23 protein-coding genes are annotated in these 24,820 nt (G+C 52.3%); 13 read left to right on the forward strand and 10 right to left on the reverse strand.

Annotation, left to right across the window (positions count from 1 at the left end):
• Positions 1-29 precede the first annotated feature (29 nt).
• Positions 30-887, forward strand: a complete 858-nt coding sequence (gene nfo / locus ABVN36_RS18185) for a deoxyribonuclease IV (protein ID WP_023138362.1) — start codon at positions 30-32, stop codon at positions 885-887.
• A gap of 64 nt (positions 888-951) precedes the next feature.
• Here nfo and fruA read toward each other — a convergent pair whose 3' ends face one another.
• From fruA to fruB, 3 genes are read right to left on the reverse strand one after another with little or no spacing between them, the layout of a single operon-like run.
• A complete protein-coding gene (gene fruA, locus ABVN36_RS18190) occupies positions 952-2,640 on the reverse strand; it encodes a PTS fructose transporter subunit IIBC (RefSeq protein WP_000854408.1) in 1,689 nt (562 codons plus the stop codon).
• Positions 2,641-2,656: 16 nt separating this feature from the next.
• Positions 2,657-3,595 (reverse strand): 1-phosphofructokinase, encoded by a 939-nt coding sequence (gene fruK / locus ABVN36_RS18195; RefSeq protein ID WP_393923688.1) that lies wholly within the window; start codon positions 3,593-3,595, stop codon positions 2,657-2,659.
• Positions 3,595-4,725, reverse strand: coding sequence for a fused PTS fructose transporter subunit IIA/HPr protein (gene fruB, locus ABVN36_RS18200; RefSeq protein WP_023138361.1), 1,131 nt, complete (start codon positions 4,723-4,725; stop codon positions 3,595-3,597). The genes fruK and fruB overlap by 1 nt, the downstream gene beginning before the upstream one ends.
• Before the next feature lie 367 nt (positions 4,726-5,092).
• Between fruB and setB the strand changes: the two genes are divergently transcribed.
• Positions 5,093-6,274, forward strand: coding sequence for a sugar efflux transporter SetB (setB, locus tag ABVN36_RS18205; protein ID WP_000551926.1), 1,182 nt, complete (start codon positions 5,093-5,095; stop codon positions 6,272-6,274).
• Between the two features lie 64 nt (positions 6,275-6,338).
• Here setB and ABVN36_RS18210 read toward each other — a convergent pair whose 3' ends face one another.
• From ABVN36_RS18210 to ABVN36_RS18220, 3 genes are all read right to left on the reverse strand, one after another.
• The gene (locus ABVN36_RS18210; protein ID WP_023138360.1) at positions 6,339-7,004 is read right to left on the reverse strand and encodes a GNVR domain-containing protein; all 666 of its coding nucleotides are present in this window, start codon (positions 7,002-7,004) and stop codon (positions 6,339-6,341) included.
• A 1-nt stretch (position 7,005) separates the two neighbouring features.
• Positions 7,006-7,128, reverse strand: a complete 123-nt coding sequence (locus ABVN36_RS18215) for a membrane protein (RefSeq protein WP_001519564.1) — start codon at positions 7,126-7,128, stop codon at positions 7,006-7,008.
• 387 nt (positions 7,129-7,515) lie between these two features.
• Entirely contained in the window at positions 7,516-7,770 is a 255-nt protein-coding gene (locus ABVN36_RS18220; RefSeq protein WP_001523448.1) for a YkgJ family cysteine cluster protein, read from the reverse strand.
• Between the two features lie 323 nt (positions 7,771-8,093).
• On the opposite strand from ABVN36_RS18220, the gene yeiP reads away from it, so the two are divergent.
• The 9 genes from yeiP (at position 8,094) to yejF (ending at position 19,113) form a co-directional block, all read left to right on the forward strand.
• A complete protein-coding gene (gene yeiP, locus ABVN36_RS18225; protein WP_001136822.1) occupies positions 8,094-8,666 on the forward strand; it encodes an elongation factor P-like protein YeiP in 573 nt (190 codons plus the stop codon).
• 211 nt (positions 8,667-8,877) lie between these two features.
• Positions 8,878-9,864, forward strand: coding sequence for a GTP-binding protein (locus ABVN36_RS18230; protein ID WP_000169350.1), 987 nt, complete (start codon positions 8,878-8,880; stop codon positions 9,862-9,864).
• Positions 9,865-9,893: 29 nt separating this feature from the next.
• Positions 9,894-10,613, forward strand: a complete 720-nt coding sequence (locus ABVN36_RS18235) for a phosphatase PAP2 family protein (protein ID WP_000178091.1) — start codon at positions 9,894-9,896, stop codon at positions 10,611-10,613.
• A 413-nt stretch (positions 10,614-11,026) separates the two neighbouring features.
• Positions 11,027-11,599, forward strand: coding sequence for a bifunctional murein DD-endopeptidase/murein LD-carboxypeptidase (gene mepS, locus ABVN36_RS18240; RefSeq protein WP_000241015.1), 573 nt, complete (start codon positions 11,027-11,029; stop codon positions 11,597-11,599).
• 325 nt (positions 11,600-11,924) lie between these two features.
• On the forward strand, positions 11,925-13,481 hold the full coding sequence (locus ABVN36_RS18245) for a cyclic di-GMP phosphodiesterase (RefSeq protein WP_023138358.1): 1,557 nt from the start codon (positions 11,925-11,927) through the stop codon (positions 13,479-13,481).
• A gap of 106 nt (positions 13,482-13,587) precedes the next feature.
• The gene (locus tag ABVN36_RS18250; protein ID WP_000127032.1) at positions 13,588-15,393 is read left to right on the forward strand and encodes an extracellular solute-binding protein; all 1,806 of its coding nucleotides are present in this window, start codon (positions 13,588-13,590) and stop codon (positions 15,391-15,393) included.
• 9 nt (positions 15,394-15,402) lie between these two features.
• The gene (locus tag ABVN36_RS18255; protein ID WP_000501623.1) at positions 15,403-16,497 is read left to right on the forward strand and encodes a microcin C ABC transporter permease YejB; all 1,095 of its coding nucleotides are present in this window, start codon (positions 15,403-15,405) and stop codon (positions 16,495-16,497) included.
• Positions 16,497-17,522, forward strand: a complete 1,026-nt coding sequence (locus tag ABVN36_RS18260) for an ABC transporter permease (protein ID WP_001137753.1) — start codon at positions 16,497-16,499, stop codon at positions 17,520-17,522. Before ABVN36_RS18255 ends, ABVN36_RS18260 begins: the two co-directional genes overlap by 1 nt.
• A gap of 1 nt (position 17,523) precedes the next feature.
• Positions 17,524-19,113 carry a microcin C ABC transporter ATP-binding protein YejF gene (yejF, locus tag ABVN36_RS18265; RefSeq protein WP_023138356.1) on the forward strand — a complete coding sequence of 530 codons (1,590 nt, stop codon included), beginning with the start codon at positions 17,524-17,526 and terminating at the stop codon, positions 19,111-19,113.
• A 3-nt stretch (positions 19,114-19,116) separates the two neighbouring features.
• Here yejF and ABVN36_RS18270 read toward each other — a convergent pair whose 3' ends face one another.
• The 3 genes from ABVN36_RS18270 to rsuA all read right to left on the reverse strand — a co-directional run bounded on the left by ABVN36_RS18270 (position 19,117) and on the right by rsuA (position 21,765).
• Positions 19,117-19,461, reverse strand: a complete 345-nt coding sequence (locus ABVN36_RS18270) for a YejG family protein (RefSeq protein ID WP_001094639.1) — start codon at positions 19,459-19,461, stop codon at positions 19,117-19,119.
• Between the two features lie 390 nt (positions 19,462-19,851).
• Positions 19,852-21,042, reverse strand: a complete 1,191-nt coding sequence (locus ABVN36_RS18275) for a Bcr/CflA family multidrug efflux MFS transporter (RefSeq protein WP_000213349.1) — start codon at positions 21,040-21,042, stop codon at positions 19,852-19,854.
• 27 nt (positions 21,043-21,069) lie between these two features.
• Complete coding sequence (rsuA, locus tag ABVN36_RS18280) at positions 21,070-21,765, reverse strand: 16S rRNA pseudouridine(516) synthase RsuA (protein ID WP_001234836.1); 696 nt, start codon at positions 21,763-21,765, stop codon at positions 21,070-21,072.
• Between the two features lie 151 nt (positions 21,766-21,916).
• On the opposite strand from rsuA, the gene ABVN36_RS18285 reads away from it, so the two are divergent.
• Positions 21,917-23,677: a DEAD/DEAH box helicase gene (locus ABVN36_RS18285; protein ID WP_000578115.1), complete on the forward strand. Its 1,761-nt coding sequence runs from the start codon at positions 21,917-21,919 to the stop codon at positions 23,675-23,677.
• A gap of 124 nt (positions 23,678-23,801) precedes the next feature.
• Entirely contained in the window at positions 23,802-24,086 is a 285-nt protein-coding gene (gene rplY / locus ABVN36_RS18290; RefSeq protein WP_000494192.1) for a 50S ribosomal protein L25, read from the forward strand.
• Between the two features lie 108 nt (positions 24,087-24,194).
• Here the strand turns inward: rplY and ABVN36_RS18295 are convergent, their stop codons facing one another.
• The gene (locus ABVN36_RS18295; RefSeq protein ID WP_000033429.1) at positions 24,195-24,815 is read right to left on the reverse strand and encodes a hypothetical protein; all 621 of its coding nucleotides are present in this window, start codon (positions 24,813-24,815) and stop codon (positions 24,195-24,197) included.
• Positions 24,816-24,820: the final 5 nt, after the last annotated feature.

Raw genomic sequence — 24,820 nt, forward strand, 5'->3', positions numbered from 1 at the left:
ACCGTTAGCGGGTTTAACAGGAGTCTTTTATGAAATACATCGGAGCGCACGTCAGCGCTGCTGGCGGTCTGGCTAACGCCCCTGCCCGCGCGGCTGAAATTGGCGCAACGGCCTTTGCGCTTTTCACAAAAAACCAGCGTCAGTGGCGTGCCGCCCCCCTTACTCCCCAGGTCATTGATGACTTTAAAATCGCCTGTGAAAAGTATCATTTCTCGGCGGCGCAAATTCTTCCCCACGATAGTTACCTGATTAATCTGGGCCATCCGGTCAGTGAAGCGCTGGAAAAATCACGCGATGCCTTTCTCGATGAAATGCAGCGCTGTGAACAACTCGGCTTAACCTTGCTTAATTTTCATCCCGGTAGCCATCTGATGCAGATTGCAGAGGAGGATTGCCTGGCGCGGATCGCGGAATCCATCAATATTGCCCTCGCGCAGACCGAGGGCGTTACGGCGGTTATCGAAAATACAGCCGGTCAGGGCAGTAATCTGGGGTTTGAGTTTGAACAGTTAGCCGCCATCATCGACGGCGTGGAAGATAAGTCGCGCGTTGGCGTCTGTATCGATACCTGCCATGCCTTTGCCGCCGGATACGATCTGCGTACGCCAGAGGCGTGCGAAAAAACATTCGCCGAATTCGGGAAAATTGTCGGATTTCAGTATTTGCGCGGAATGCACCTGAACGACGCCAAAAGCGCCTTCGGTAGCCGCGTTGACCGCCATCACAGTCTGGGTGAAGGCAATATCGGCCACGATGCGTTTCGTTGGATTATGCAGGATGGGCGTTTTGACGGTATTCCGCTGATACTGGAGACCATCAATCCTGATATCTGGGCGGAAGAGATTGCGTGGTTAAAAGCCCAGCAAATTGCCGAAGCGATGGCCTGACGCTCAATGTTCTTCAGGCAATAAAAAAGGCAGAGCGCGCTCTGCCTTTTTTAGCGTGTTTCTCTTATGCCGCTTTTGCCGCGACTTCCGTCTCCGGACGTTTCAGGACGGCATAAGCCAGCCCTGCCACCAGCGTACCGGCCACAATTGCCAGCAGGTATCCCAATACCGGCGTAATTGCGCCTGGGATAAGCAGAACAAACAGACCGCCATGCGGCGCCATCAATTTTGCGCCTACCGCCATAGAAATGGCCCCGGTCAACGCGCCGCCAACGATACAGCACGGCAGTACACGCATCGGGTCGCGCGCCGCAAACGGAATAGCGCCTTCAGTGATAAAGCACAGCCCCAGCACCAACGCCGCTTTACCGCCTTCCTGCTGCGCTTTGTCGAACTTACGACGCGCCACCATCGTTGCCAGACCCAGCGCTAACGGCGGTACCATACCTGCGGCCATGATCGCCGCCATCGGCGCGTAAGTTTGCGTACTCAGCAGACCAACGCCAAACGCATACGCCGCTTTGTTCACCGGGCCGCCCATGTCGGTACACATCATCCCGCCGAGAATCGCGCCCAGCAGCACCGCGTTTGCCGTCCCCATGGTTTGCAGCCAGTGGGTGAGCCCTTCCAGAATCCCGGCAACCGGTTTACCGATCAGGTAAATCATCGCCAGCCCCACCACCAGACTGGAAATTAACGGGATGATCAGGATTGGCTTCAGCGCTTCCATACTTTGCGGAAGTTTCAGTTTGGTACTGATAAGCTTCGCCATATACCCGGCAAGGAAGCCGGCAATGATCCCGCCGATAAAACCGGAACCGGTGCTAACCGCCAGCATACCGCCAATCAGACCCGGCGTAAGGCCTGGGCGATCCGCGATGGAGAAAGCGATATAACCTGCCAGTACCGGCACCATCAGCGCAAACGCCGAACCGCCGCCAATCTGCATCAGCGCCGCCGCCAGCGTGTCCGGCACCTTAAAGGCTTCAATACCAAAGGCGAAGGAAAGCGCAATACACAGTCCCCCGGCAACCACCATAGGCAGCATGTAAGAAACGCCCGTCAACAGATGCCGGTATGCGCCAGCGCTCTCTTTCTTCCCTTCGGTCGCCGCTTGCGATGCCTTACCCGCCGGTTGATACGGCGTCGCTTCCGCTACGGCTTTATCCAGCTCCTGCGCCGTCTTTTTCAGCGCCAGGCCGGTCGACGTGCGGTACATCGGGAGACCAGCAAACTTCGCCAGATCCACTTCGATATCCGCCGCCACAATCACTAAATCCGCTTCCGCCACCTCTTCCGGGGTGATGGCATTGCCGGCCCCCACGGAGCCGCGCGTTTCGACTTTTACCCACCAGCCGCGTTTTTTCGCTTCTGTTTCAATGGCTTCAGCCGCCATAAAAGTATGAGCGACGCCGGTCGGGCAGGCCGTTACCGCGACCACGCGTTTCGGACCGCCGCTCGCCGCAGGAGCAGCCGCAGCAGGGGCGCTGTAAGGGGTCGCATGGCTTTTGGCTTCACTCAGAAACAGTTCCGGATGCGCGACGGCGCGACCAATATCCCCCAGCCAAACCTTTTTGCCGTTCAGAGCATTGTCGTTCGGCAGAGATTCGCCCAGCACGATCGCCAGCTCAGCATCATTCGGATTGTCGATAATTTCCAGATTTGCTTTATGCGCCGCCGCTCCAAGCAGGGTTTTCGCCATGTAAGCGCGAGCCTGGCCGAGATTAGCGTCAATTATCAGCAGCGTTTTCATTATGCCTCTCCTGCTGTCAGTTAAACGGTTGTAAGTCGACACGCGCCATCATTGCGGCCAACTGAGGACGATCGGTAATACCCACATTGCTCTGGCTGACCGCCAGCGCGGCAACCGCCGTCGCCAGACGCAGCGTATGTTCGCTGGACTCGCGCATCAGCAGGCCGTAAATCAATCCGCCAACCATGGAATCGCCTGCGCCAACGGTACTTACCACGTCAACCGCCGGTGGTTTAGCGATCCATTCTCCTGAGGCGTTAACCCACAGCGCGCCTTCCGCCCCCAGCGAAATCACCACATGAGCGATACCCTGTTCGCGTAACGCGTGCGCCGCATCAATTACATCTTTCATTTCCGGGAGCTTACGACCCGCCCAAATTTCCAGTTCGCGGCGATTCGGTTTCACCAGCCACGGCGCAGCTTTAAGACCGGCGACTAACGCTTCACTGCTACTATCAAAGATAATGCATGGACACTGGCTGCGCAGACGCGTCATCCAGTCGGTGAACGCTTCCGGACTCACGCCAGCCGGTAAGCTACCGCTGACGCAGACCATATCGAACTGGCCCAGCCAGCTCAGGGAGTCGTTAACAAAGCGTTCCCAGTCTGCGGGGGTCACGTCAAAGCCGGAAAAGTTGAAGTCGGTCACTTCGCCATCTTTTTCCGTCAGCTTCACGTTGATGCGGGTCCGGCCCTGAACCACCTGAAAGCGGTTAGCGATGCCCAGTTCGCTGAACAATTGCTGAAAACCGTCCTGGTTATCTTTACCGAGAAAACCGCCGACGGTGACGTCGATGCCTAAGTCTTTCAGCACTTTGGCAACGTTAATGCCTTTGCCCGCCGCGTGCAGACCCGTGGTTTTCACCAGGTTCACTTCGCCGCGTTCGATTTCAGGGCAAAACCCAACCAGATCGTAAGCCGGATTAAGGGTAATGGTGGCGACACGCCTGCTCATTATGCGCCCTCCCCGAGACCGGCGGCGATCGCATCGCCAATCGCTTTCAGTGCCTGTTCAGCATCTTCACCCTGCGCGGTAAAGCGCAGACGATGGCCTTTCTTCACGCCTAACGCCACCACTTTCATCAGACTACGTCCGTTTGCCGGTTTGCCGGTTCCATCAAGGTTTGTCACGGTAATTTCACTGTTAAATTGTTTAATCGTATTCACCAGCATGGTGCCCGGACGGGCATGGAGACCATGCTCATTACGCACTACAAATTCCGCGCTCAGTACGTCATCCGTCAGCGCATCATCACTGGTCAGCAACGCCAGCAGCGTCGCGGCGTCGGCGCTCAGCAGACGATCGGCTTTATTGTTCAGCAACAGGTCGCCGAGGCGTTTTAGCACGGCAATCGGCTGCTCGTCGGTCATCGCAACAGTGACTAATAAGGCTGCTTTTTCACCCTCTACGTCAAACGCCTGGGTCGCACGGCTTACCGCAACAGCGCTGCGCAAATTGCCTTCCGCGCTGTCGTTCAGCCAGATGCCTTGCCCCAGATTCATCGGACTATCGTTAATCGTTTTTGCGACGAACGCCGCATCAACCGCTCCCGCCTCTTTCAGACGCGCCGCATTTAGCGCCTGCAATGTGACCAGCGAGCTGGCGATGACATCCAGCGTCATCGTCTCATTATCAAGTTTTAATTGTTCACTTTGCTTCTCGCCCATCAGCAATGCGCGCAGCTCTTCCGCCGTTGTCGCGGATTTCAGCTGTTCAGCCACGGAGTCATCGCTCAGCACATGCGTCAGCTGACGCAGCAGGCCAAGGTGTTCGTCCGAACTGGCAGCAATACCAATCGCCACGTAGGCGACCTGGCCTTCTCCCCAGATAACGCCCTGCGGAAATTGAAAGACCTGGACGCCGGTTTTCAGCACCTGATCGCGCGTGTCTGTTGTGCCATGGGGAATCGCAATACCATTGCCAAGAAAGGTCGAGGTTTGCTGTTCGCGCGCCAGCATACCGTCAACATAGCCGCCCGCCACATTCCCCGCCTGCGCTAACGCGGCGGCGATTTGCCGAATGGCCTCTTCTTTATTTCCGGCCTGCTCGCCCGGATGAATGTCCTGAACCGATAACTGGAACATGTGTCTCCTCTCCTGCTGAATTGAAACGATTCAGCCACTATGAGAAAAAAAGCGCCAATCTGAGTTATCAAAAAAACCAGATCGCGCTGAAACGTTTCAAGAAGTCTGGATCTTTCTGCTTCAGCACGCAAGAAAAGTTACCGGTTTTGTAGCAATTTTTTGAGGTGAAGCACATTTTTTCTCCAACAGTCCCTCAATAGCTGACGCATAAAAGGCTTCAGCTTTTTCTTTCAGCTTGCGTCAGCACGCCCTGGTAACAAACTGGAATGCTATTTTGATTTTTCGTGTCGATTTTGATTCAGACGCCTGTTTATTTTCTGACGGGCAGCGTAAACTCCGCCTCTCTTCACACCACTGATATAGAAACATGCACAACAGTCCCGCCGCCGCTGCGCCTAAATCGTTTGACCTGGCGTCTACCGCCTTTTTGATCGTCGCTTTTCTCACCGGTATTGCCGGTGCGCTACAGGCGCCGACGCTCAGTATTTTTCTGACGGATGAGGTTCACGCCCGTCCCGGCATGGTGGGATTCTTTTTTACCGGCAGCGCGGTTATCGGCATTATCGTGAGCCAGTTTCTGGCGGGTCGCTCAGATAAAAAAGGCGATCGCAAAAAACTGATCGTTTTCTGTTGCGTGCTGGGCATGTTGGCCTGCGTGCTGTTTGCCTGGAACCGCAACTACTTTATTTTGCTGTTTATCGGCGTCTTTCTCAGTAGCTTCGGCTCTACCGCCAACCCGCAGATGTTTGCGCTCGCCCGTGAACATGCCGATCGTACAGGTCGTGAAGCGGTGATGTTCAGCTCAATCCTCCGCGCCCAGGTCTCATTGGCCTGGGTCATTGGGCCGCCGCTGGCCTATGCGCTGGCGATGGGTTTTAGCTTTACGGTGATGTATTTGAGCGCGGCGGTAGCTTTTATCGTCTGCGGCGTCATAGTGTGGTTCTTTTTACCGTCAATGCGCAAAGATGCGCCGCTGGCGACCGGCACGCTGGAAGCACCGCGTCGTAATCGCCGCGATACGCTGTTGCTGTTTGTCATCTGTACGTTAATGTGGGGAACTAACAGCCTGTATATCATTAATATGCCGCTGTTTATCATCAATGAGCTGCATCTTCCGGAAAAACTTGCAGGCGTGATGATGGGCACCGCCGCCGGGCTGGAGATTCCCACAATGCTGATTGCAGGTTACTTCGCCAAACGGTTGGGAAAACGCCTGTTAATGTGCATCGCCGTTGTCGCCGGACTGTGCTTTTATGCGGGTATGTTGCTGGCGCACGCGCCGGCAACGTTGCTCGGCTTGCAGTTGCTGAACGCGATTTACATCGGCATTCTTGGCGGGATTGGCATGCTCTATTTTCAGGATCTCATGCCAGGCCAGGCGGGTTCAGCCACCACGCTGTATACCAATACCATTCGCGTCGGCTGGATCATTGCCGGTTCGTTGGCGGGAATCGCCGCAGAAATCTGGAATTATCATGCGGTCTTCTGGTTTGCGTTAGTTATGATTGTCGCCACCATGTTCTGCCTGGCGCGTATTAAAGATGTTTAACTTGCAAGCCTGATACTTTTACTCTTCGACACATTTCAGCGCAGAGTTTATCTCTGCGCAATGTTCATGCACTGTCATTCATTGTCTTTTTCTCAATACGATATTCTGTAAGCGCCCTCCTACATAAAAGACCGGTTATTGAGAAAATTACGCCCATCAGCCCGCAAAGGACCAACACCAGCCGCATCTTATATTTTGGTGTTACAGCAACTTCTATCACTTCAATGTTAGCATTATTTTTAACCGCCTCCGACAACAATGATAGCTTTGCATATGTTTCCGTTTGTAACATATTTTTATGCACGCTATAACGTTTAATGTCACCGTCATCGATATACCATGCTGCCATTTTATCGACACTATTTTTCAGGGTGGAAATAATATTATTGACGCTTTCTTCCCTCCCCTGCGCCTTAAAAAGAACAAGCTGATTTTTCGCGTCAAAACTTATTTTATTTTTATAGTCCGCAGGCAAGAAACGGCTAAACTGGTTAAGGATAACCGTTGTTTTACATTGAATATCATTAGTATAGCCACATAACGCATAGGTAGCAGGCGTATCCAGATTAGGTTTGATTGTAATACTCACAACCTTTGTATCATGCTGCACGCTCACAAAAACATAGCCAATGGCAACAAAAATAAAGGTAGCGATCATGATACTTAGCCATTTTCTTATAAGGAATAAGGAAACGTCGACTAAATCAATTTCACTATTTTCTCCCCGCATTTCACATCCCTTTTAAAACGCTAATAGTCAACCCGAATACTGAAATAACAAAAAGCAACACCAGCGTAAAAATAAACGCCCTGGCTGCGAACGTATATTTCTTCATAAGATAAAACCCACACATAAGAATTCGAGTATTTTAAAGGAAAATAACAACACATTCACACTGGTTATATCGATCGGTAAATACATCAATGATAGATATAAACTATCAAATTCATGATATCGATCGTTATAAATAATTAAAATCGATCAAAATTCCTCTTTTTGATAGATAAAAGCTATCATATAAATAAAATTGATCGTTTTTGTTTTATGTGACGGTTTATTCGGTACACGTTCAGGCACCAACGGGGTTGAGCGGCGACATCTACCGCTTCAGAAGCCACGAAATAAGGGAATCATGTATTACGCTATTTAATGGTAAAAGGAGGTAATTTGAGGCGCAGCTTTTGCAGACTATTTCGGGATATAACGTAAGCCCCTGCACGTTTATCAAAAACGGCTTAGCTCATGGTAAGGTTTTCTGTTCGAGTTCCAGCAAATAAATAATGGCCTCTTCCCGGGTCGTTAAACACATGTCCCCTGTCGGTTGCAAACCAGAGCACACTTTTGGGCGTAAAGGCGAGCCAAAGATAAGGCACAAGTTATCTTCCGAAAGCTGCACGCATCTGGTATTCATCGGCTTGCCATTCGGCATTCCGGGTATCGGCGACGAAATTGAAGGCGCAATACAGCAAGCGCCACAACCGCTACGACAGTCCATGCTCAGCCCTCTATCTATAACCAAATGAAAGATAACAGAATTTGTCCAAAGAAAAATCCAGATTTAAAATGTGGACGTCATCATGATCAGGCCTGCCCTCAGACATTCCGAAGACAAGGCTGGAAACAGAAGGGACAACACAGCACACTTCCCCCCTCCGGGCGACATGCCATCGCGTATTCTCGTTGAACGCGGGGCGGAAAGCGGGCGAACAGTATCACCTTTTTTGCACCAGCAAAAGTGACAATTCCACTTGCCTGGACGGCCCGGCGCGAGTAGTTTTACGCGATATTTTAGATAATCTCTACAACAGGATCTCCTCGATGCCAAGAGCGAACGAAATCAAAAAAGGTATGGTACTGAACTACAACGGCAAATTGCTGATTGTGAAAGATATCGACATTCAGTCGCCTACCGCCCGTGGCGCCGCCACACTGTATAAAATGCGTTTTTCCGATGTCCGCACCGGTCTGAAAGTGGAAGAACGTTTCAAAGGCGACGATATCGTTGATACCGTCACCCTGAGCCGTCGCGGCGTTGACTTTTCTTATGTCGATGGCAACGAATATGTGTTCATGGATAAAGAAGACTATACGCCGTATACCTTCACCAAAGATCAGATTGAAGAAGAGTTGCTGTTTATGCCTGAAGGCGGAATGCCGGATATGCAGGTTCTGACCTGGGACGGCCAACTGCTGGCGCTAGAGCTTCCGCAGACCGTGGATCTGGAAATCGTCGAAACCGCGCCGGGTATTAAAGGAGCGTCCGCCAGCGCACGTAACAAACCCGCGACATTAAGCACCGGTCTGGTGATTCAGGTTCCCGAATACCTGAGCGCAGGTGAGAAAATCCGCATTCATATCGAAGAACGCCGTTATATGGGGCGCGCGGATTAAGTTTCGCATTTTTCGGCTGCGCCCCAGGGCGCAGCCTGACCCTTTTGTTTATTGACTGTTCTGCGCCCGGAAAGAGAAACGTTAAAAATTTAACATTTTCTGCTCTTAAGATGGCAGAAGCACGACTTCGTCAACTCAGCGCTTCTCTTTTTCACGTTTATTCGCCAGGATTATTAAAGTTGTTATGTTGTATCAATATTCTGGAGCTGACGTGACCAAAACCAATCTTATTACTGGATTTCTCGGTAGCGGAAAAACCACCTCTATCCTTCATTTATTAGCTCATAAAGATCCGGCTGAAAAGTGGGCCGTCCTGGTCAATGAATTTGGCGAAGTGGGTATTGACGGCGCACTGCTTGCCGACAGCGGCGCACTGCTAAAAGAGATCCCCGGCGGCTGCATGTGCTGCGTCAACGGATTGCCTATGCAGGTAGGGCTCAACACGCTGCTACGCCAGGGCAAACCTGATCGGTTGCTGATTGAACCAACCGGACTGGGGCACCCAAAACAGATTCTGGATTTATTAACTGCGCCGGTTTATGAGCCGTGGATTGATTTACGCGCTACGCTCTGCATCCTTGACCCTCGCCTGCTACTGGACCAACAGAGCGTCGCCAATGAAAATTTCCGCGATCAGCTCGCCTCAGCCGATATTATCATCGCCAATAAGACCGATCGCGCCACGGCACAGAGCGATGCCGCCCTGCAACAGTGGTGGCGACAGTACGGCGGCGATCGTCAACTGATTCATGCCGAACATGGACAGATAGACGGTAAGCTTCTGGATTTACCACGACAAAATCTGGCGGAACTGCCGGCCAGCGCCGCGCATTCTCACACTCATGCCAGTAAAAAAGGACTCGCCGCGCTAAATCTGCCCGCCCAGCAGCGCTGGCGACGCAGCCTCAATAGCGGACAAGGTCATCAGGCCTGCGGCTGGATTTTCGATGCCGATACCGTGTTTGACACCATTGGCCTACTCGAATGGGCGCGTCTGGCGCCGGTGGGCCGGGTGAAAGGCGTTATGCGCATACAAGAGGGGCTGGTACGCATCAATCGCCAGGGCGATGACCTGCACATCGAAACACAGAGTGTCGCGCCGCCGGATAGCCGGGTTGAACTTATCTCAAACACAGAAACCGACTGGAATACGTTACAGACGGCCTTGTTGAAGCTTCGTTTAGCGACGCACGCGTAAGGTTGCCACCGTTTAAAAACTATGGCGAAATGACGATGAAAACCCGCTATTCCTTGATAATTCTGCTTAATGCCGCCGGTCTGGCGCTGTTTTTGTCATGGTATCTTCCCGTCAATCACGGCTTCTGGTTCACCATTGATTCCGGCATATTCCACTTCTTTAACCAGAAACTGGTGGAAAGCCACGCGTTCCTCTGGTGGGTCGCTATTACCAATAATCGGGCGTTTGACGGCTGTTCGCTGCTGGCGATGGGCGGACTGATGCTCAGTTTCTGGCTAAAAGAAGACGCGTCGGGCCGGCGGCGCATTGTGATAATCGGATTGGTCATGCTGCTAACAGCGGTGGTGCTTAACCAACTCGGTCAGGCGCTGATCCCCGTCAAGCGCGCCAGCCCAACGCTCTCTTTTGAGCATATTTATCGCGTCAGCGAGTTGCTGCATATCCCGACAAAAGACGCGTCAAAAGACAGTTTCCCAGGCGATCACGGTATGATGCTGCTGATATTTTCCGCCTTTATGCTGCGTTATTTCGGCAAAACGGCGGGGATTATCGCCCTTATTATATTTGTGGTTTTCGCGTTTCCGCGCGTTATGATTGGCGCTCACTGGTTCACCGATATTGTGGTCGGGTCACTCACGGTTATTTTGATTGGCCTCCCCTGGTGGCTGATGACCCCGCTCAGCGACCGGGCGATAGCGCTTTTTGAGAATTATCTTCCGGGCGGGAATAAACAAATTTTAAACAAATAACCTATGTAATTAACATTACCTTCAGCGATAGTTTTACATCGTTGAAGGTAATTTATGATGATATTCCCCCAGCCCATCATTTTTCGGTCATATTATTCCTCTGCAAAATGAACAGTTTGCCCGATTTTTAAACGATTTGCGCTTAATTTGACCCGTGCTGATAGTTCACTTTTCGTATCATAAATTCTTATAAAAAATCACGCGAAATCGCTCGCAATGACAGCAACAATCGGGTAATCTCAAACTCGTTTTGCCTCGCCAGATAATTATTCTCATTGCGAATAAATTTGTGCGTTCCGCCACAGATTTGTGCACAAAGAATTGTCTCAAGCTGTGCAGGTAATTAGTCTCATCACGTTTGGCATTTTTATAACGATATTTATCGTTAAGGACTTCAAGGGAAAACAAACAACATGGTCAAATCTCAACCGATTTTGAGATATATTTTGCGCGGGATTCCTGCGATTGCAGTTGCGGTTCTGCTTTCTGCTTGTAGCACAACCACCAATACCGCAAAGAATATGCATTCTGAGACGCATGCTGTGGGCAATAGCGATAGCTCTTCACTGCAAGCCTCTCAGGATGAATTTGAAAATATGGTGCGTAACCTCGACGTTAAGTCGCGGATTATGGATCAGTATGCTGACTGGAAAGGCGTGCGTTACCGCCTGGGCGGCAGCACTAAGAAAGGCGTCGACTGTTCCAGCTTTGTACAGCGCACCTTCCGTGAACAGTTTGGTTTAGAGCTTCCGCGTTCAACCTATGAACAGCAGGAAATGGGCAAAGCGGTTTCACGCAATAACCTGCGTACGGGCGATCTGGTTCTGTTCCGCGCCGGTTCCACTGGCCGTCATGTCGGTATTTATATCGGCAATAACCAGTTTGTCCATGCGTCTACCAGTAGCGGCGTCATTATCTCCAGTATGAACGAACCGTACTGGAAAAAACGCTACAATGAAGCGCGTCGAGTTCTGAGCCGCAGTTAATCTTCATCAGGCAGCACCTCCCTTGGCTTACCTGATGAGACGACATAAAAAGCACTGCTTCAGCAGTGCTTTTGCTTATTATCCCTTCTGAACCCGTTTTGCCGAATGGCGACGTGTCGCCTCTTATCCAGCCTACAACACACGAATGTAGGTCTGATAAACATAGCGCCATCAGACATTCAGGTCGTTTCCCCCAACGGCTACTGCGACAATACGCTTTCCTGCGCATCACAGAAAAGCATGACTATCCGGGGTAATCCAGGCTATAGTCTTATAAATCAACCAGTTTAACCGGCATCCGCCTTTTCAGGTCATACCAGGAATTATGCTTACACGCGACTCCTCTTCCGGTCGGAAAATCCTGCTTACCTGTATCATTACGGGGATGGCGGCAGCATTACTTATTGGTAGCCTGCAATTTTTCCTGTCGTGGCATAAACGGGATGTTAAATACAATACGCTCCTTTCTGATGTACAACATTACCTGGTCAGCTATTTCGCCGACCTGAAAGCCACCACCGATATTCTTCAGCCGTTGACGATCAACACCTGTCAGCAGGTTGGCGCAGAACTCACCTCAAGAGCCGCTTTTAGCCTTAATGTCCGCGCCTTCTTATTGATTAAAGATAAAAAAGTGTTCTGCTCTTCCGCCACTGGCGCCATGAATATGCCGCTTCAGCAACTGGTACCGGATATAGATATCCGCAAAGACGTTGCTATGGCGATTCTGCCCGGCACGCCAATGATGCCCAACAAACCGACAATGGTGATTTGGTATCGAAACCCATTATTAAATGACAGCGGCGTATTCACATCGCTGAATATTAACCTGACGCCCTACTTACTCTATACCACGCGCCAGGACGATTTTAACGGCATCGCGCTGATTGTCGGCAATACCGCGCTGTCGACCTTTTCTTCGCGTCTGCTGACCGTCGCGGAGCTGCCGGGCACGCCATCACGACAGGCAACTATCAACGGCCTGCCGCTTAAAATACAGCTTTATGCCGATAGCTGGACCTACAATGACTTGTGGTATGCGTTGATGCTGGGCTGCATTAGCGGCATCGTAGCGGGGTTTATCTGTTACTTTATCTATGCCCTCCGGACGCGACCGGGCAAAGAGATTTTAACGGCGATCAAACACGAGCAGTTTTATGTGGTTTATCAGCCCGTCGTCGATACTCGTACGCTGAGCGTCACCGGGCTTGAAGTCTTACTGCGCTGGCGTCACCCTACGGCAGGCGAGATTCCGCCGGATGCCTTTATCCACTATGCCGAAGCGCAACAACTTATCGTACCGTTAACGCAGCATCTGTTCGAGCTGATCGCCCGCGACGCACCCACGCTACAGAAGGTGATGCCCGTCGGTGCCAAATTTGGCATTAACATCGCGCCGGAACATCTGCACAGCGACAGTTTTAAAGAGGATATGCACCGGCTCAGGGACGCCCTGCCCGCGCACCATTTTCATATCGTGCTGGAAATCACTGAACGCGATATGCTCCAGCAGTATGAAGCGGCCAAACTGTTCGAATGGCTGCATTCCGCCGGGTTTGAAATCGCTATAGATGATTTCGGTACAGGCCATAGCGCCCTGATTTATCTGGAGCGATTTACTTTAGATTATCTGAAAATCGATCGCGGCTTTATCCAGGCGATCGGCACGGAAACCGTCACGTCTCCGGTTCTGGATACCGTGCTGACGCTCTCCAGACGCCTGAATATGCTGACGGTGGCCGAGGGCGTTGAAACGCCGGAGCAGGCCCGTTGGCTACGCGATCACGGTGTTAATTACTTGCAGGGGTACTGGATTAGCCGTCCTTTACCCCTAAAAGATTTCGTGCTGTGGATGTCGGCGCCTTCCGTGCCTGAATGGTAGTCCCCTTACGGTTTTAACGGATTCACATCAGACGCAACGTCACTTATTATTCAGCGAAACGCCTGCCGGTTTGCAGCGGGCAATACGATAAGGAAACCGCCTTCAGATGACTGCGCGCGTAATACTTCTGCTTGTCGCACTGCTTAGCGCTGGCGCCCAGGCCCAGGAAATCAAAGAAAGCTACGCTTTCGCCGTACTCGGCGAACCTAAGTATGCTTTTAACTTTGATCACTTTGATTATGTGAATCCTGCTGCGCCGAAAGGCGGTCAGATGACGCTTTCCGCCATTGGTACGTTCGATAATTTCAATCGCTATTCGCTGCGCGGCAATCCCGGCGTACGTACCGAAGCCCTTTACGATACGCTTTTTACCACCTCGGATGATGAGCCCGGAAGCTATTATCCGCTGATTGCCGACCATGCCCGCTATGCCGCCGACTATTCCTGGGTGGAAATCTCGATTAACCCCCGCGCTCGTTTTCACGATGGCACGCCCATTACCGCCCGCGATGTGGCCTTTACCTTTCATAAGTTTATGACTGAAGGCGTACCGCAGTTCCGTCTGGTCTATAAAGGTACTACCGTGAAGGCGATTGCGCCTTTAACCGTGCGAATTGAGCTGGCGAAGCCTGGTAAAGAAGACATGCTTAGTCTGTTTTCACTACCGATCATGCCCGAAAAATTCTGGAAAAATCACAAGCTCAGCGATCCGCTTTCAACGCCGCCCTTAGCCAGCGGGCCATACCGGATTACTCAGTGGAAAATGGGCCAGTACATTGTCTATTCACGCGTCAAAAACTACTGGGCGGCTAATCTGCCGGTCAATCGTGGACGTTTTAACCTCGACACTATCCGCTACGATTACTACCTTGATGACAATGTCGCTTTCGAGGCGTTTAAAGCGGGCGCATTTGATCTACGGCTGGAAAACGACGCTAAAAACTGGGCAACGCGCTATATCGGTAAAAATTTCGATAATCATTACATCATTAAAGAAGAGCAGAAAAACGAGTCGGCGCAGGACACACGCTGGCTGGCCTTTAATATTCAGCGCCCGGTATTTAAAGACCGGCGGGTACGTGAAGCCGTCACCCTGGCCTTCGATTTTGAGTGGATGAATAAAGCGCTGTTCTATAATGCCTGGAGCCGAACCAACAGTTACTTCCAGAATACCGAGTACGCCGCCAGAAATTACCCTGACGCCGATGAGCTGGTATTACTCGCGCCGATGAAAAAAGATCTTCCTCCTGAAGTCTTCACCCAGATCTATCAGCCGCCGGTCTCTAACGGCGACGGCTACGATCGCGAAAATCTTCTTAAAGCTGACGCCTTGTTGACGCAGGCCGGATGGGTGATCAACGGACAGCAACGGGTCAATAGCGTCACCGGTAAGCCTCTGACGTTTGAACTTCTCCTTCCTGCCAGCAGTAATAGCCAGTGGGTTCTGCCCTTCCAGCATAATCTTCAGCGTCTGGGCATTACGATGACTATCCGTCAGGTTGATAATTCTCAGCTCACCAACCGGATGCGCAGCCGCGACTATGACATGATGCCGAGGCTATGGCGGGCGATGCCCTGGCCCAGCTCCGATCTACAAATCTCATGGGCGTCGGAATACATTGACTCCAGTTATAACGCTCCCGGCGTACAAAGCCCGGTGGTGGATAAACTGATCGCGCAAATTATCGCAGCGCAGGGTGATAAAGCGAAACTGGTGCCGCTGGGACGGGCGCTGGATCGCGTGCTGACCTGGAACTATTACATGCTGCCGATGTGGTATATGGCGCAAGACAGGCTCGCCTGGTGGGATAAATTCTCCCATCCGGCGATTCGCCCGGTATATACCATCGGGTTAGATACCTGGTGGTATGATGTCAACAAAGCCGCCAAGCTACCGGCAGCCAGGAGGTAGTAAGAATCAATGGGTGCCTATCTCATCCGCCGTCTGTTACTGGTGATCCCCACGCTATGGGCCATTATTACCATTAACTTTTTTATCGTGCAGATCGCTCCCGGCGGCCCTGTCGATCAGGCGATTGCCGCGATTGAATTTGGTCAGGGCGGCGCGTTGCCCGGCGCCAGCGGCGAAGGCGTTCGCGCCAGTCATGCGCAAACCGGCGTCGGCAATATCAGCGACAGCCATTATCGCGGCGGCCGGGGACTCGATCCGGAGGTGATCGCGGAGATCACCCATCGCTACGGCTTCGACAAACCGCTGCATGAGCGTTATTTCAAGATGCTACGGGACTATCTCTCTTTTGACTTCGGCGACAGTCTGTTTCGCAGCGCATCCGTACTAACGCTGATCAAAGATAGCCTTCCCGTCTCCATTACCCTGGGATTATGGAGCACGCTGATTATTTATCTGGTGTCTATCCCGCTGGGGATCCGCAAAGCCGTCCATAACGGCAGTCGCTTTGATGTGTGGAGCAGCGCGTTTATCATTATTGGTTATGCGATCCCCGCCTTTCTGTTTGCTATTTTATTAATCGTCTTTTTTGCCGGCGGCAGCTACTACGATATTTTTCCGCTACGTGGCCTGGTCTCCGCCAACTTTGACACATTACCGTGGTACCAGAAAATCACCGATTATTTGTGGCATATTACGCTGCCGGTGTTGGCGACCGTCATCGGCGGTTTTGCCGCCCTGACGATGCTGACGAAAAATTCGTTTCTCGACGAGGTGCGTAAACAGTATGTCGTTACCGCTCGCGCTAAAGGCGTGAGTGAAAAAAACATTCTCTGGAAACATGTTTTTCGTAACGCCATGCTGCTGGTGATCGCCGGGTTTCCCGCCACTTTTATCAGTATGTTTTTCACCGGCTCGCTGCTAATTGAAGTCATGTTCTCGCTCAACGGCCTGGGGCTGCTGGGTTATGAAGCAACCGTTTCGCGCGACTATCCGGTGATGTTCGGCACGCTTTATATCTTTACCCTGATTGGCTTATTACTGAATATCCTGAGCGATATCAGCTATACGCTGGTCGATCCACGCATTGATTTTGAGGGACGATAATGCCGCGATTAAGCCCGGTCAATCAGGCCCGCTGGGCGCGTTTCCGCCATAATCGCCGGGGCTATTGGTCACTATGGATTTTCCTGGTCATGTTCAGCCTGAGCTTATGTGCGGAACTGATTGCTAACGATAAGCCATTGCTGGTGCGCTATGAAGGCCAGTGGTATTTTCCGCTGGTAAAAAATTACAGCGAGCGCGATTTCGGCGGCCCGCTGGCGACAACGGCAGATTATCAGGACCCCTGGCTACAACGGCAGCTTGAGAATCGGGGCTGGGTGTTGTGGGCCCCCGTACGCTTTGGCGCCAATACCATTAATTTTGCCACCACGCAGCCTTTCCCCTCCCCGCCTTCGGCGAAAAACTGGCTGGGCACCGATGCGAATGGCGGCGACGTTTTCGCCCGCATCCTGTACGGCACCCGCATTTCTATTTTATTCGGCCTGATGTTAACAATTTGCTCCAGCGTCATGGGCGTACTGGCGGGCGCGCTACAGGGGTATTATGGCGGCAAAGTCGATTTATGGGGGCAACGTCTCATCGAAGTCTGGTCGGGGATGCCGACCCTGTTTCTGATTATTTTACTTTCCAGCGTAGTGCAGCCTAACTTTTGGTGGCTGCTGGCCATAACCGTACTGTTTGGCTGGATGAGTCTGGTGGGCGTGGTGCGCGCCGAGTTTTTACGGACCCGCAATTTTGACTATATCCGCGCCGCGCAGGCGCTTGGCGTCAGCGATCGTGACATTATCCTGCGCCATATGTTGCCTAATGCGATGGTCGCTACCCTGACATTTTTACCGTTCATTTTATGTAGCTCCATCACCACCCTGACGTCGCTGGATTTTCTGGGATTTGGTCTGCCGCTTGGCTCCCCTTCTCTCGGCGAACTTCTTTTACAGGGGAAAAACAACTTACAGGCTCCCTGGCTGGGGATCGCCGCCTTTCTGTCTGTCGCCATTCTGCTATCGCTGCTGATTTTTATCGGCGAAGCGGTACGCGACGCCTTTGATCCTGCTAAGGCGGTATAAGATGACATCTCCATTGCTTGCGATTGAAAATTTATCGGTAGGTTTCCGTCAGCAACAGCACGTGCGTTCTGTCGTTAACGCCATTTCGTTACAGGTGAACGCCGGGGAAACGCTGGCGCTGGTCGGCGAGTCCGGGTCAGGAAAAAGCGTGACGGCGCTTTCCATTCTGCGTCTTTTGCCTACCCCTCCCGCCGTCTACCTCTCCGGCGATATTCGCTTTCACGGCGAATCATTGCTTCATGCCAGCGAGCAGACGCTACGCGGCGTGCGCGGCAATAAAATCGCCATGATTTTTCAGGAACCGATGGTTTCACTTAACCCGCTGCATACGCTGGAAAAACAGCTCTATGAAGTGCTGTCGCTCCATCGGGGAATGCGTCGGGAGGCGGCAAGAGCGGAGATGATCGGTTGTCTGGATCGGGTCGGTATCCGCCAAGCGAGCCAGCGTCTGCGCGATTACCCTCATCAGCTTTCCGGCGGCGAACGCCAGCGCGTCATGATAGCCATGGCGCTGTTAACACGGCCGGAATTACTGATCGCCGATGAGCCGACCACCGCCCTCGACGTCTCCGTACAGGCGCAGATTTTATCTCTACTACGGGAACTCCAGCGCGAGCTTAATATGGGATTGCTGTTTATCACCCATAACCTCAGCATTGTAAAAAAACTGGCGGATTCAGTGGCGGTAATGCAACACGGCAAGTGCGTAGAGAACCAACGCGCCGACACGCTGCTCTCCGCGCCGACCCATCCGTACACGCAAAAACTACTCAACAGCGAACCCACAGGCGATCCGGTTCCGCTCCCCGCCGGGCAGACGCCGTTGCTGGAAGTGGACAGGCTGCGCGTCGCCTTCCCAATCCGCAAAGGCATTCTGAAGCGCGTCGTGGATCATAATGTGGTGGTTAACAATATCAGTTTCACCCTGCATCCAGGCGAAACGCTGGGTCTGGTCGGCGAGTCAGGATCGGGAAAAAGCACCACCGGTCTGGCGCTGTTACGGCTTATCCGCTCCGAAGGCCGCATCGTATTTGACGGTCAATCGCTGGATACGTTAAACCGCCGCCAGCTTTTACCTGTTCGCCACCGTATCCAGGTCGTATTCCAGGACCCAAACTCATCGCTAAACCCGCGTTTAAACGTGTTGCAAATTATCGAAGAAGGCCTGCGCGTCCACCAGCCTACGCTTTCAGGCGCGCAGCGCGAACAGCAGGTGAAAGCGGTCATGATGGAAGTCGGCCTGGACCCGGAAACACGGCATCGTTACCCCGCTGAGTTTTCCGGCGGCCAGCGTCAACGTATCGCCGTCGCCAGGGCGCTGATTTTAAAACCGTCGCTTATTATTCTGGATGAACCGACCTCATCGCTGGATAAAACCGTTCAGGCGCAGATTCTTGCCCTCCTGAAATCGCTCCAGCAAAAGCACCGTCTGGCCTATATCTTCATTAGCCACGATCTGCATGTAGTACGCGCGCTGTGCCATCAGGTTATCGTGCTGCGACAGGGGGAGGTGGTTGAACAGGGGCAATGCGAGCGCGTGTTTACCGCACCGCAACAAGCGTATACGCGTCAGCTACTCGCGTTAAGCTGACGCCTAAAAAGGATTATTGTTAGAAAAAGGTTCCGCTATCGCCACGCCGAAATTTTTCAGCCGACAGGTGGCGGCAAACTCATCCTGACGATTAACGAACAGGCACGGTTCCCCTTCGCACTCCAGCACGGAGCAAGGAACTTCAATATCGCTTAGCGCCTGGCTGAGCTTATGCATCACTGACCACGCGCTATCGCCTGCCGGACTCAACAGTTTAAGCGCCACCAGACTATTCTCGGTGCTCTGCCCGTTTTGCGGAATCGGTTCAACCTTTGACCCCGCAAAACCCGCCGACCAGCGATAGTTTTGCGGCAGACGGTGAACAATTGAGAGCTGTAATGTATTCACTTTCTTTCCCCGGAAGCACAATTACTTCACAATTTACTTACATTTATATTAACACATCATTGACAACCCGTCCTTAAACAGATTGCTAACGCCCTTCTCTCCGTCAGTGGCTCTACAGCAAGCGGGAGTTAAAATAGTTTTACCGACGCGGAGATAGCGGCGGGCTATATGTACCCGTTTCTGCGATCTAACTCAACCTTTTTAACTACAATGATGTGACTTTTTACATAAATGGATTTTACATAAAATAAACATAAAGGAGGAAAATGATGAATTGGTAATTGATATACATCAACTATGAAAGTCGTTTGGCTTTGCCATCGTGTAGCGGATAGCGCCCCCCAACGCCGCCTGCGCATTCTTCGGCGCCATTGAGGGACACCGCGCCCGTCACCGTTTTTTGGGACGGCTGGCGTAGAGATAAAACAGAATGGAACAGGCGGCGCAAAGCGCAATCGACCAAATCATCGGCCACGCACTGGTAAAGGTAGCCAGCGACAGCAACGCGCCGACGATAGCGCCAATACCAAAGCGGAAAGTGCCCGCCAACGAAGACGCCGTTCCGGCCATATGCGGAAACTCATCCAAAATGACCGCCATCGCATTGGACGAAACCATCGACACACAGCCGACAAACGCCGCAACGCCGACCACCAGCGCCCAGAATCCAATGCCCATCAGCGCGCTGAAAACCATCCACACCGCCATCGCAAACTGAATCCATAGCCCGGCCCGAAACATGTTTAGCGCCCCTACCCGTCTGACAAAACGGCTGTTGATAATCGTCATCACAAACAGAAATACGATGTTCAACGCGAAGTAGTAGCCGAAATCCTGCGGCGGAACATGATTAATTTCGATATAGACAAACGGCCCCGCGCTCAAAAAAGAGAACATACCGGCAAAACTAAACCCGCTCGCCAGCATATAGCTCAGTACGCGTTTGTGGCGAAACAACGCCGCAAAGTTACCTATTGTGGTACGAATATGAAAAGGCTGACGCCGCTCAACGGGCAGCGTCTCTTTAATCAGAGCAAAGATCATGACTGACGCCAGAATCGCCGCAATGGCCAGTATCCAGAAGATATAGTGCCAGCTTAACCATACCAACACCCAGCCGCCGACAATGGGCGCCATTAACGGCGCTATCGTAGTGACCAGCATGACAAATGACATCATGCGCGAAAACTCTTCCTTTGGATAAATATCCCGCATCAGCGCATTGATGACGACGCTTGCCGCCGCGGCCGCCAAACCGTGGAAAAAACGCATCACGATCAGTTGATCGATAGTCTGCGCCAACGCACAGGCGACCGCCGCAGCGGCAAATACCAGCGTCCCGCCCAGGATGACCGGCTTACGCCCGAGGCTATCCGCCATCGGTCCATAGATAAGCTGCCCCAGCGCAAACCCCAGAATATAGGTGCTGAGCGTCATCTGCGCGCTACCGGCAGGCACGCCGAATTGCGCAGAAATCACCGGCAGCGCTGGAAGATACATATCAATCGACAGCGGCATTAACATGGCCAACAGGCCAAGGATAAAGACAATGGCAAAGGAAGAGTGCTGCCGGGTGGTCACATCGAACTCCTGAATTTAACGAGATAGTTAGCCGACGCTGGCGATTTCTTCTTCAGTCAACGGGCGGTACTCGCCGGGAGCCAGATTCTCATCCAGCGTAATGGCGCCAATCCGTTCGCGGTGCAGTTCCACAACGCGATTGCCTACTGCGGCAAACATTCGCTTCACCTGATGATAACGGCCTTCGCTGATGGTCAGACGAACCTGCACAGGTGTTATCACCTCCAGCGTAGCGGGTTTAGTGAGATCTTTTTCATTATGCAACTGCACGCCTTTCGCAAATTGCGCTGCCGTATCGTCGGCCACCGGCGACTCCAGGGTCACCAGATAGGTTTTTTCACAGTGATGGCGCGGCGACGTAATGCGGTGCGACCATTGACCGTCATCTGTCATTAACACCAGACCGGTAGTATCGATATCCAGACGTCCTGCGGCATGCAGCTTATACGCCACCGGCTCATCCAGGAAATACAGTACCGTTGGATGATCGGGATCATCGGTTGAACAAACGTATCCCTGCGGCTTGTTAAGCATAAAATAGCGTGGCCCGTGTTGCTGCGCTAAGGGATTGCCGTCATACGCAACCGCATGTTCCGGGAGCAGTTTGAAGGCCGCATTTTTAATGATGTCGCCATCGACGGTAACGCGGTTACCACGAATTTCACGCCCGGCAATAGCGCGGCTGACGCCAAGCTGCTGAGCGATAAATTTATCAAGTCGCATGTGTGTGATTTAGCCTGTAATAATACGGAAATCGGGCATTCTACCCGAAAAAAGGGAATTGCTATCCGCTCAGTATAGCGGGCTAACTATATCCCTCAAGGGAAATGATTCATGGCATACTATTCCCGGAACCGTTTAACGTAGTGAGACCATGATTTTTACACTCCGCCCCTACCAGCAAGAAGCCGTAGACGCCACGCTCAGCCACTTTCGCCGCCACCGTACGCCCGCCGTGATTGTTCTGCCGACCGGCGCAGGTAAAAGCCTGGTGATCGCCGAACTGGCGCGCGTCGCCCGCGGACGGGTACTGGTGCTGGCGCATGTGAAAGAGCTGGTCGCGCAGAACCACGCCAAATATTGCGCGCTGGGGCTGGAAGCGGATATTTTCGCCGCCGGACTCAAACGTAAAGAGAGTCAGGGCAAAGTCGTGTTCGGCAGCGTACAGTCGGTGGCGCGTAATCTTGACGCCTTCCAGGAGGAGTTTTCGCTGTTGATTGTCGATGAATGCCACCGCATCGGTGACGATGAAGACAGTCAGTATCAGCAAATCCTCACTCACCTGAGTAAAGTTAATCCTCACTTACGTCTGCTTGGGCTCACCGCCACGCCCTTCCGCCTCGGAAAAGGCTGGATTTATCAATTTCATTACCACGGTATGGTGCGCGGCAACGACAACGCGCTGTTTCGCGACTGTATTTATGAACTGCCGCTGCGCTATATGATTAAACACGGCTATCTGACGCCGCCTGAGCGGCTTGATATGCCAGTGGTCCAATACGATTTCAGCCGCCTGCAGGCCCAAAGCAATGGGCTGTTCAGCGAAGCCGACCTGAACCGTGAGCTGAAAAAGCAGCAGCGGATTACGCCGCACATCATCAGCCAGATTATGGAATTTGCGCAAACGCGCAAAGGCGTGATGATTTTCGCCGCCACGGTCGAACATGCGAAAGAGATTGTCGGTCTGCTTCCGGCGGACGACGCGGCGCTGATTACCGGCGATACGCCAGGGCCCGAGCGCGACGCGCTGATTGATAATTTCAAGGCGCAGCGTTTTCGCTATCTGGTTAACGTCTCGGTGCTGACCACCGGCTTTGACGCCCCACACGTTGATCTCATCGCGATTCTACGTCCCACCGAGTCAGTTAGTCTTTACCAACAAATTGTCGGGCGTGGTCTGCGCCTTGCGCCGGGAAAGACCGATTGCCTGATTCTTGATTACGCTGGCAACCCGCACGACCTGTATGCCCCGGAGGTCGGTAGCCCGAAGGGAAAAAGCGATAACGTCCCTGTCCAGGTATTTTGCCCGGCCTGCGGCTTTGCCAACACCTTCTGGGGGAAAACCACTGCCGACGGCACGCTGATTGAACACTTTGGCCGTCGCTGCCAGGGCTGGTTTGACGATGACGACGGCCATCGCGAGCAGTGCGATTTTCGCTTTCGCTTCAAAAACTGCCCGCAGTGTAATGCCGAAAACGATATTGCCGCCCGACGCTGCCGGGAATGTGACGCTATTCTGGTCGACCCGGACGATATGTTAAAAGCGGCGCTCAGGCTCAAGGATGCGTTAGTCCTGCGCTGTAGCGGAATGACGATGCAGCATGGGCAGGATGAGAAAGGCGAATGGCTGAAAATCACTTACTATGACGAGGACGGCGCGGATGTTAGTGAGCGCTTCCGCTTGCACACGCCCGCCCAGCGTACCGCTTTCGAACAGCTATTTATTCGCCCGCATACCCGCACGCCCGGCGTTCCTTTACGCTGGATCACGGCGGCGGATATTGTCGCGCAGCAGGCGCTGTTGCGGCATCCCGATTTTGTGGTCGCGCGGATGAAAGGCCAGTACTGGCAGGTGCGTGAAAAAGTGTTCGACTATGAAGGCCGCTTCCGCCGGGCGCACGAATTACGTGGTTAATTGTACTTTTCATTGATGTAACGGCGATTTGAGTATAGAATCCCGCCCGCCTTTGCATACGCAAAGCAGATCACTTACCTGTTGCTGGGTCGCCTGTAGCAGGAATTATTAAAGAGAGATTTAAATGTTTACTATCAACGCAGAAGTACGTAAAGAGCAGGGTAAGGGTGCGAGCCGCCGCCTGCGCGCCGCTAACAAGTTCCCGGCAATCATCTACGGCGGTTCTGAAGCCCCGATTGCTATCGAACTGGACCACGACCAGGTGATGAACATGCAAGCTAAAGCTGAATTCTACAGCGAAGTTCTGACCCTCGTTGTTGACGGTAAAGAAGTAAAAGTTAAAGCTCAGGCTGTACAGCGTCACGCTTACAAACCGAAGCTGACTCACATCGACTTCGTTCGCGCGTAATCGCCTGGAAGTTGAAGAAAAACCCCGCCCCGGCGGGGTTTTTTTATGCGTTTAATTGAATTTGACGATATGCAGAGCAACGAGAACCCACTTTGCTTTTCTGCTTTCTTACACCTCGCCACATTCAATTAGCGCCTCCCCTAATCGAGGATCTGTAGTTTCCGCCGCGGTATTCATACCTTTAAGCCGATTGAATAATGCCCGTTGACGAACGCTGGCACTTTCCGGTTTCCATGGCAAAATTCGTATTGGTATAGTTTGCCCGTCATTCAACGCATCAAATACCTTTTCATTGGTCAGTAAGTCGCCGCAGCTCCATGTCTTGCTATCAAACTGAAAATCAAATAAGACATGGAGCTCCAGTTCATCTACACGCACTTGACGCTTTGCATTATCGATGCGTATTTCCACCTTCTCTTTATGCGTCAAAGTTGCATCAAGATTGAGCCCATACCGTTTCAACTGCCCCTTGTCGTAATAGTAACGTATGCTGGACCAGGTTGATTTAAAAGCAAATCCAGTAATGAATAAACCACTTAACAAGAACAGCGGGCATATGAACAAGCTCAGTAACCAGTTGGCGCCATAAGTATAAAACAGTACCAACGAGAGAACGGTGAACACCATCCCGAGCACCAACATCATCAAAAATGCGACAATGTGCGCATACAAAACCTGCCGAAATAAACTGAAATTAACAGGCGGCTTCTGACGTATTCCTTTACTCACTACGG

Origin of the sequence: Salmonella sp. SJTUF15581, from assembly GCF_043356775.1 — a bacterium.
Taxonomy (GTDB): domain Bacteria; phylum Pseudomonadota; class Gammaproteobacteria; order Enterobacterales; family Enterobacteriaceae; genus Salmonella; species Salmonella enterica.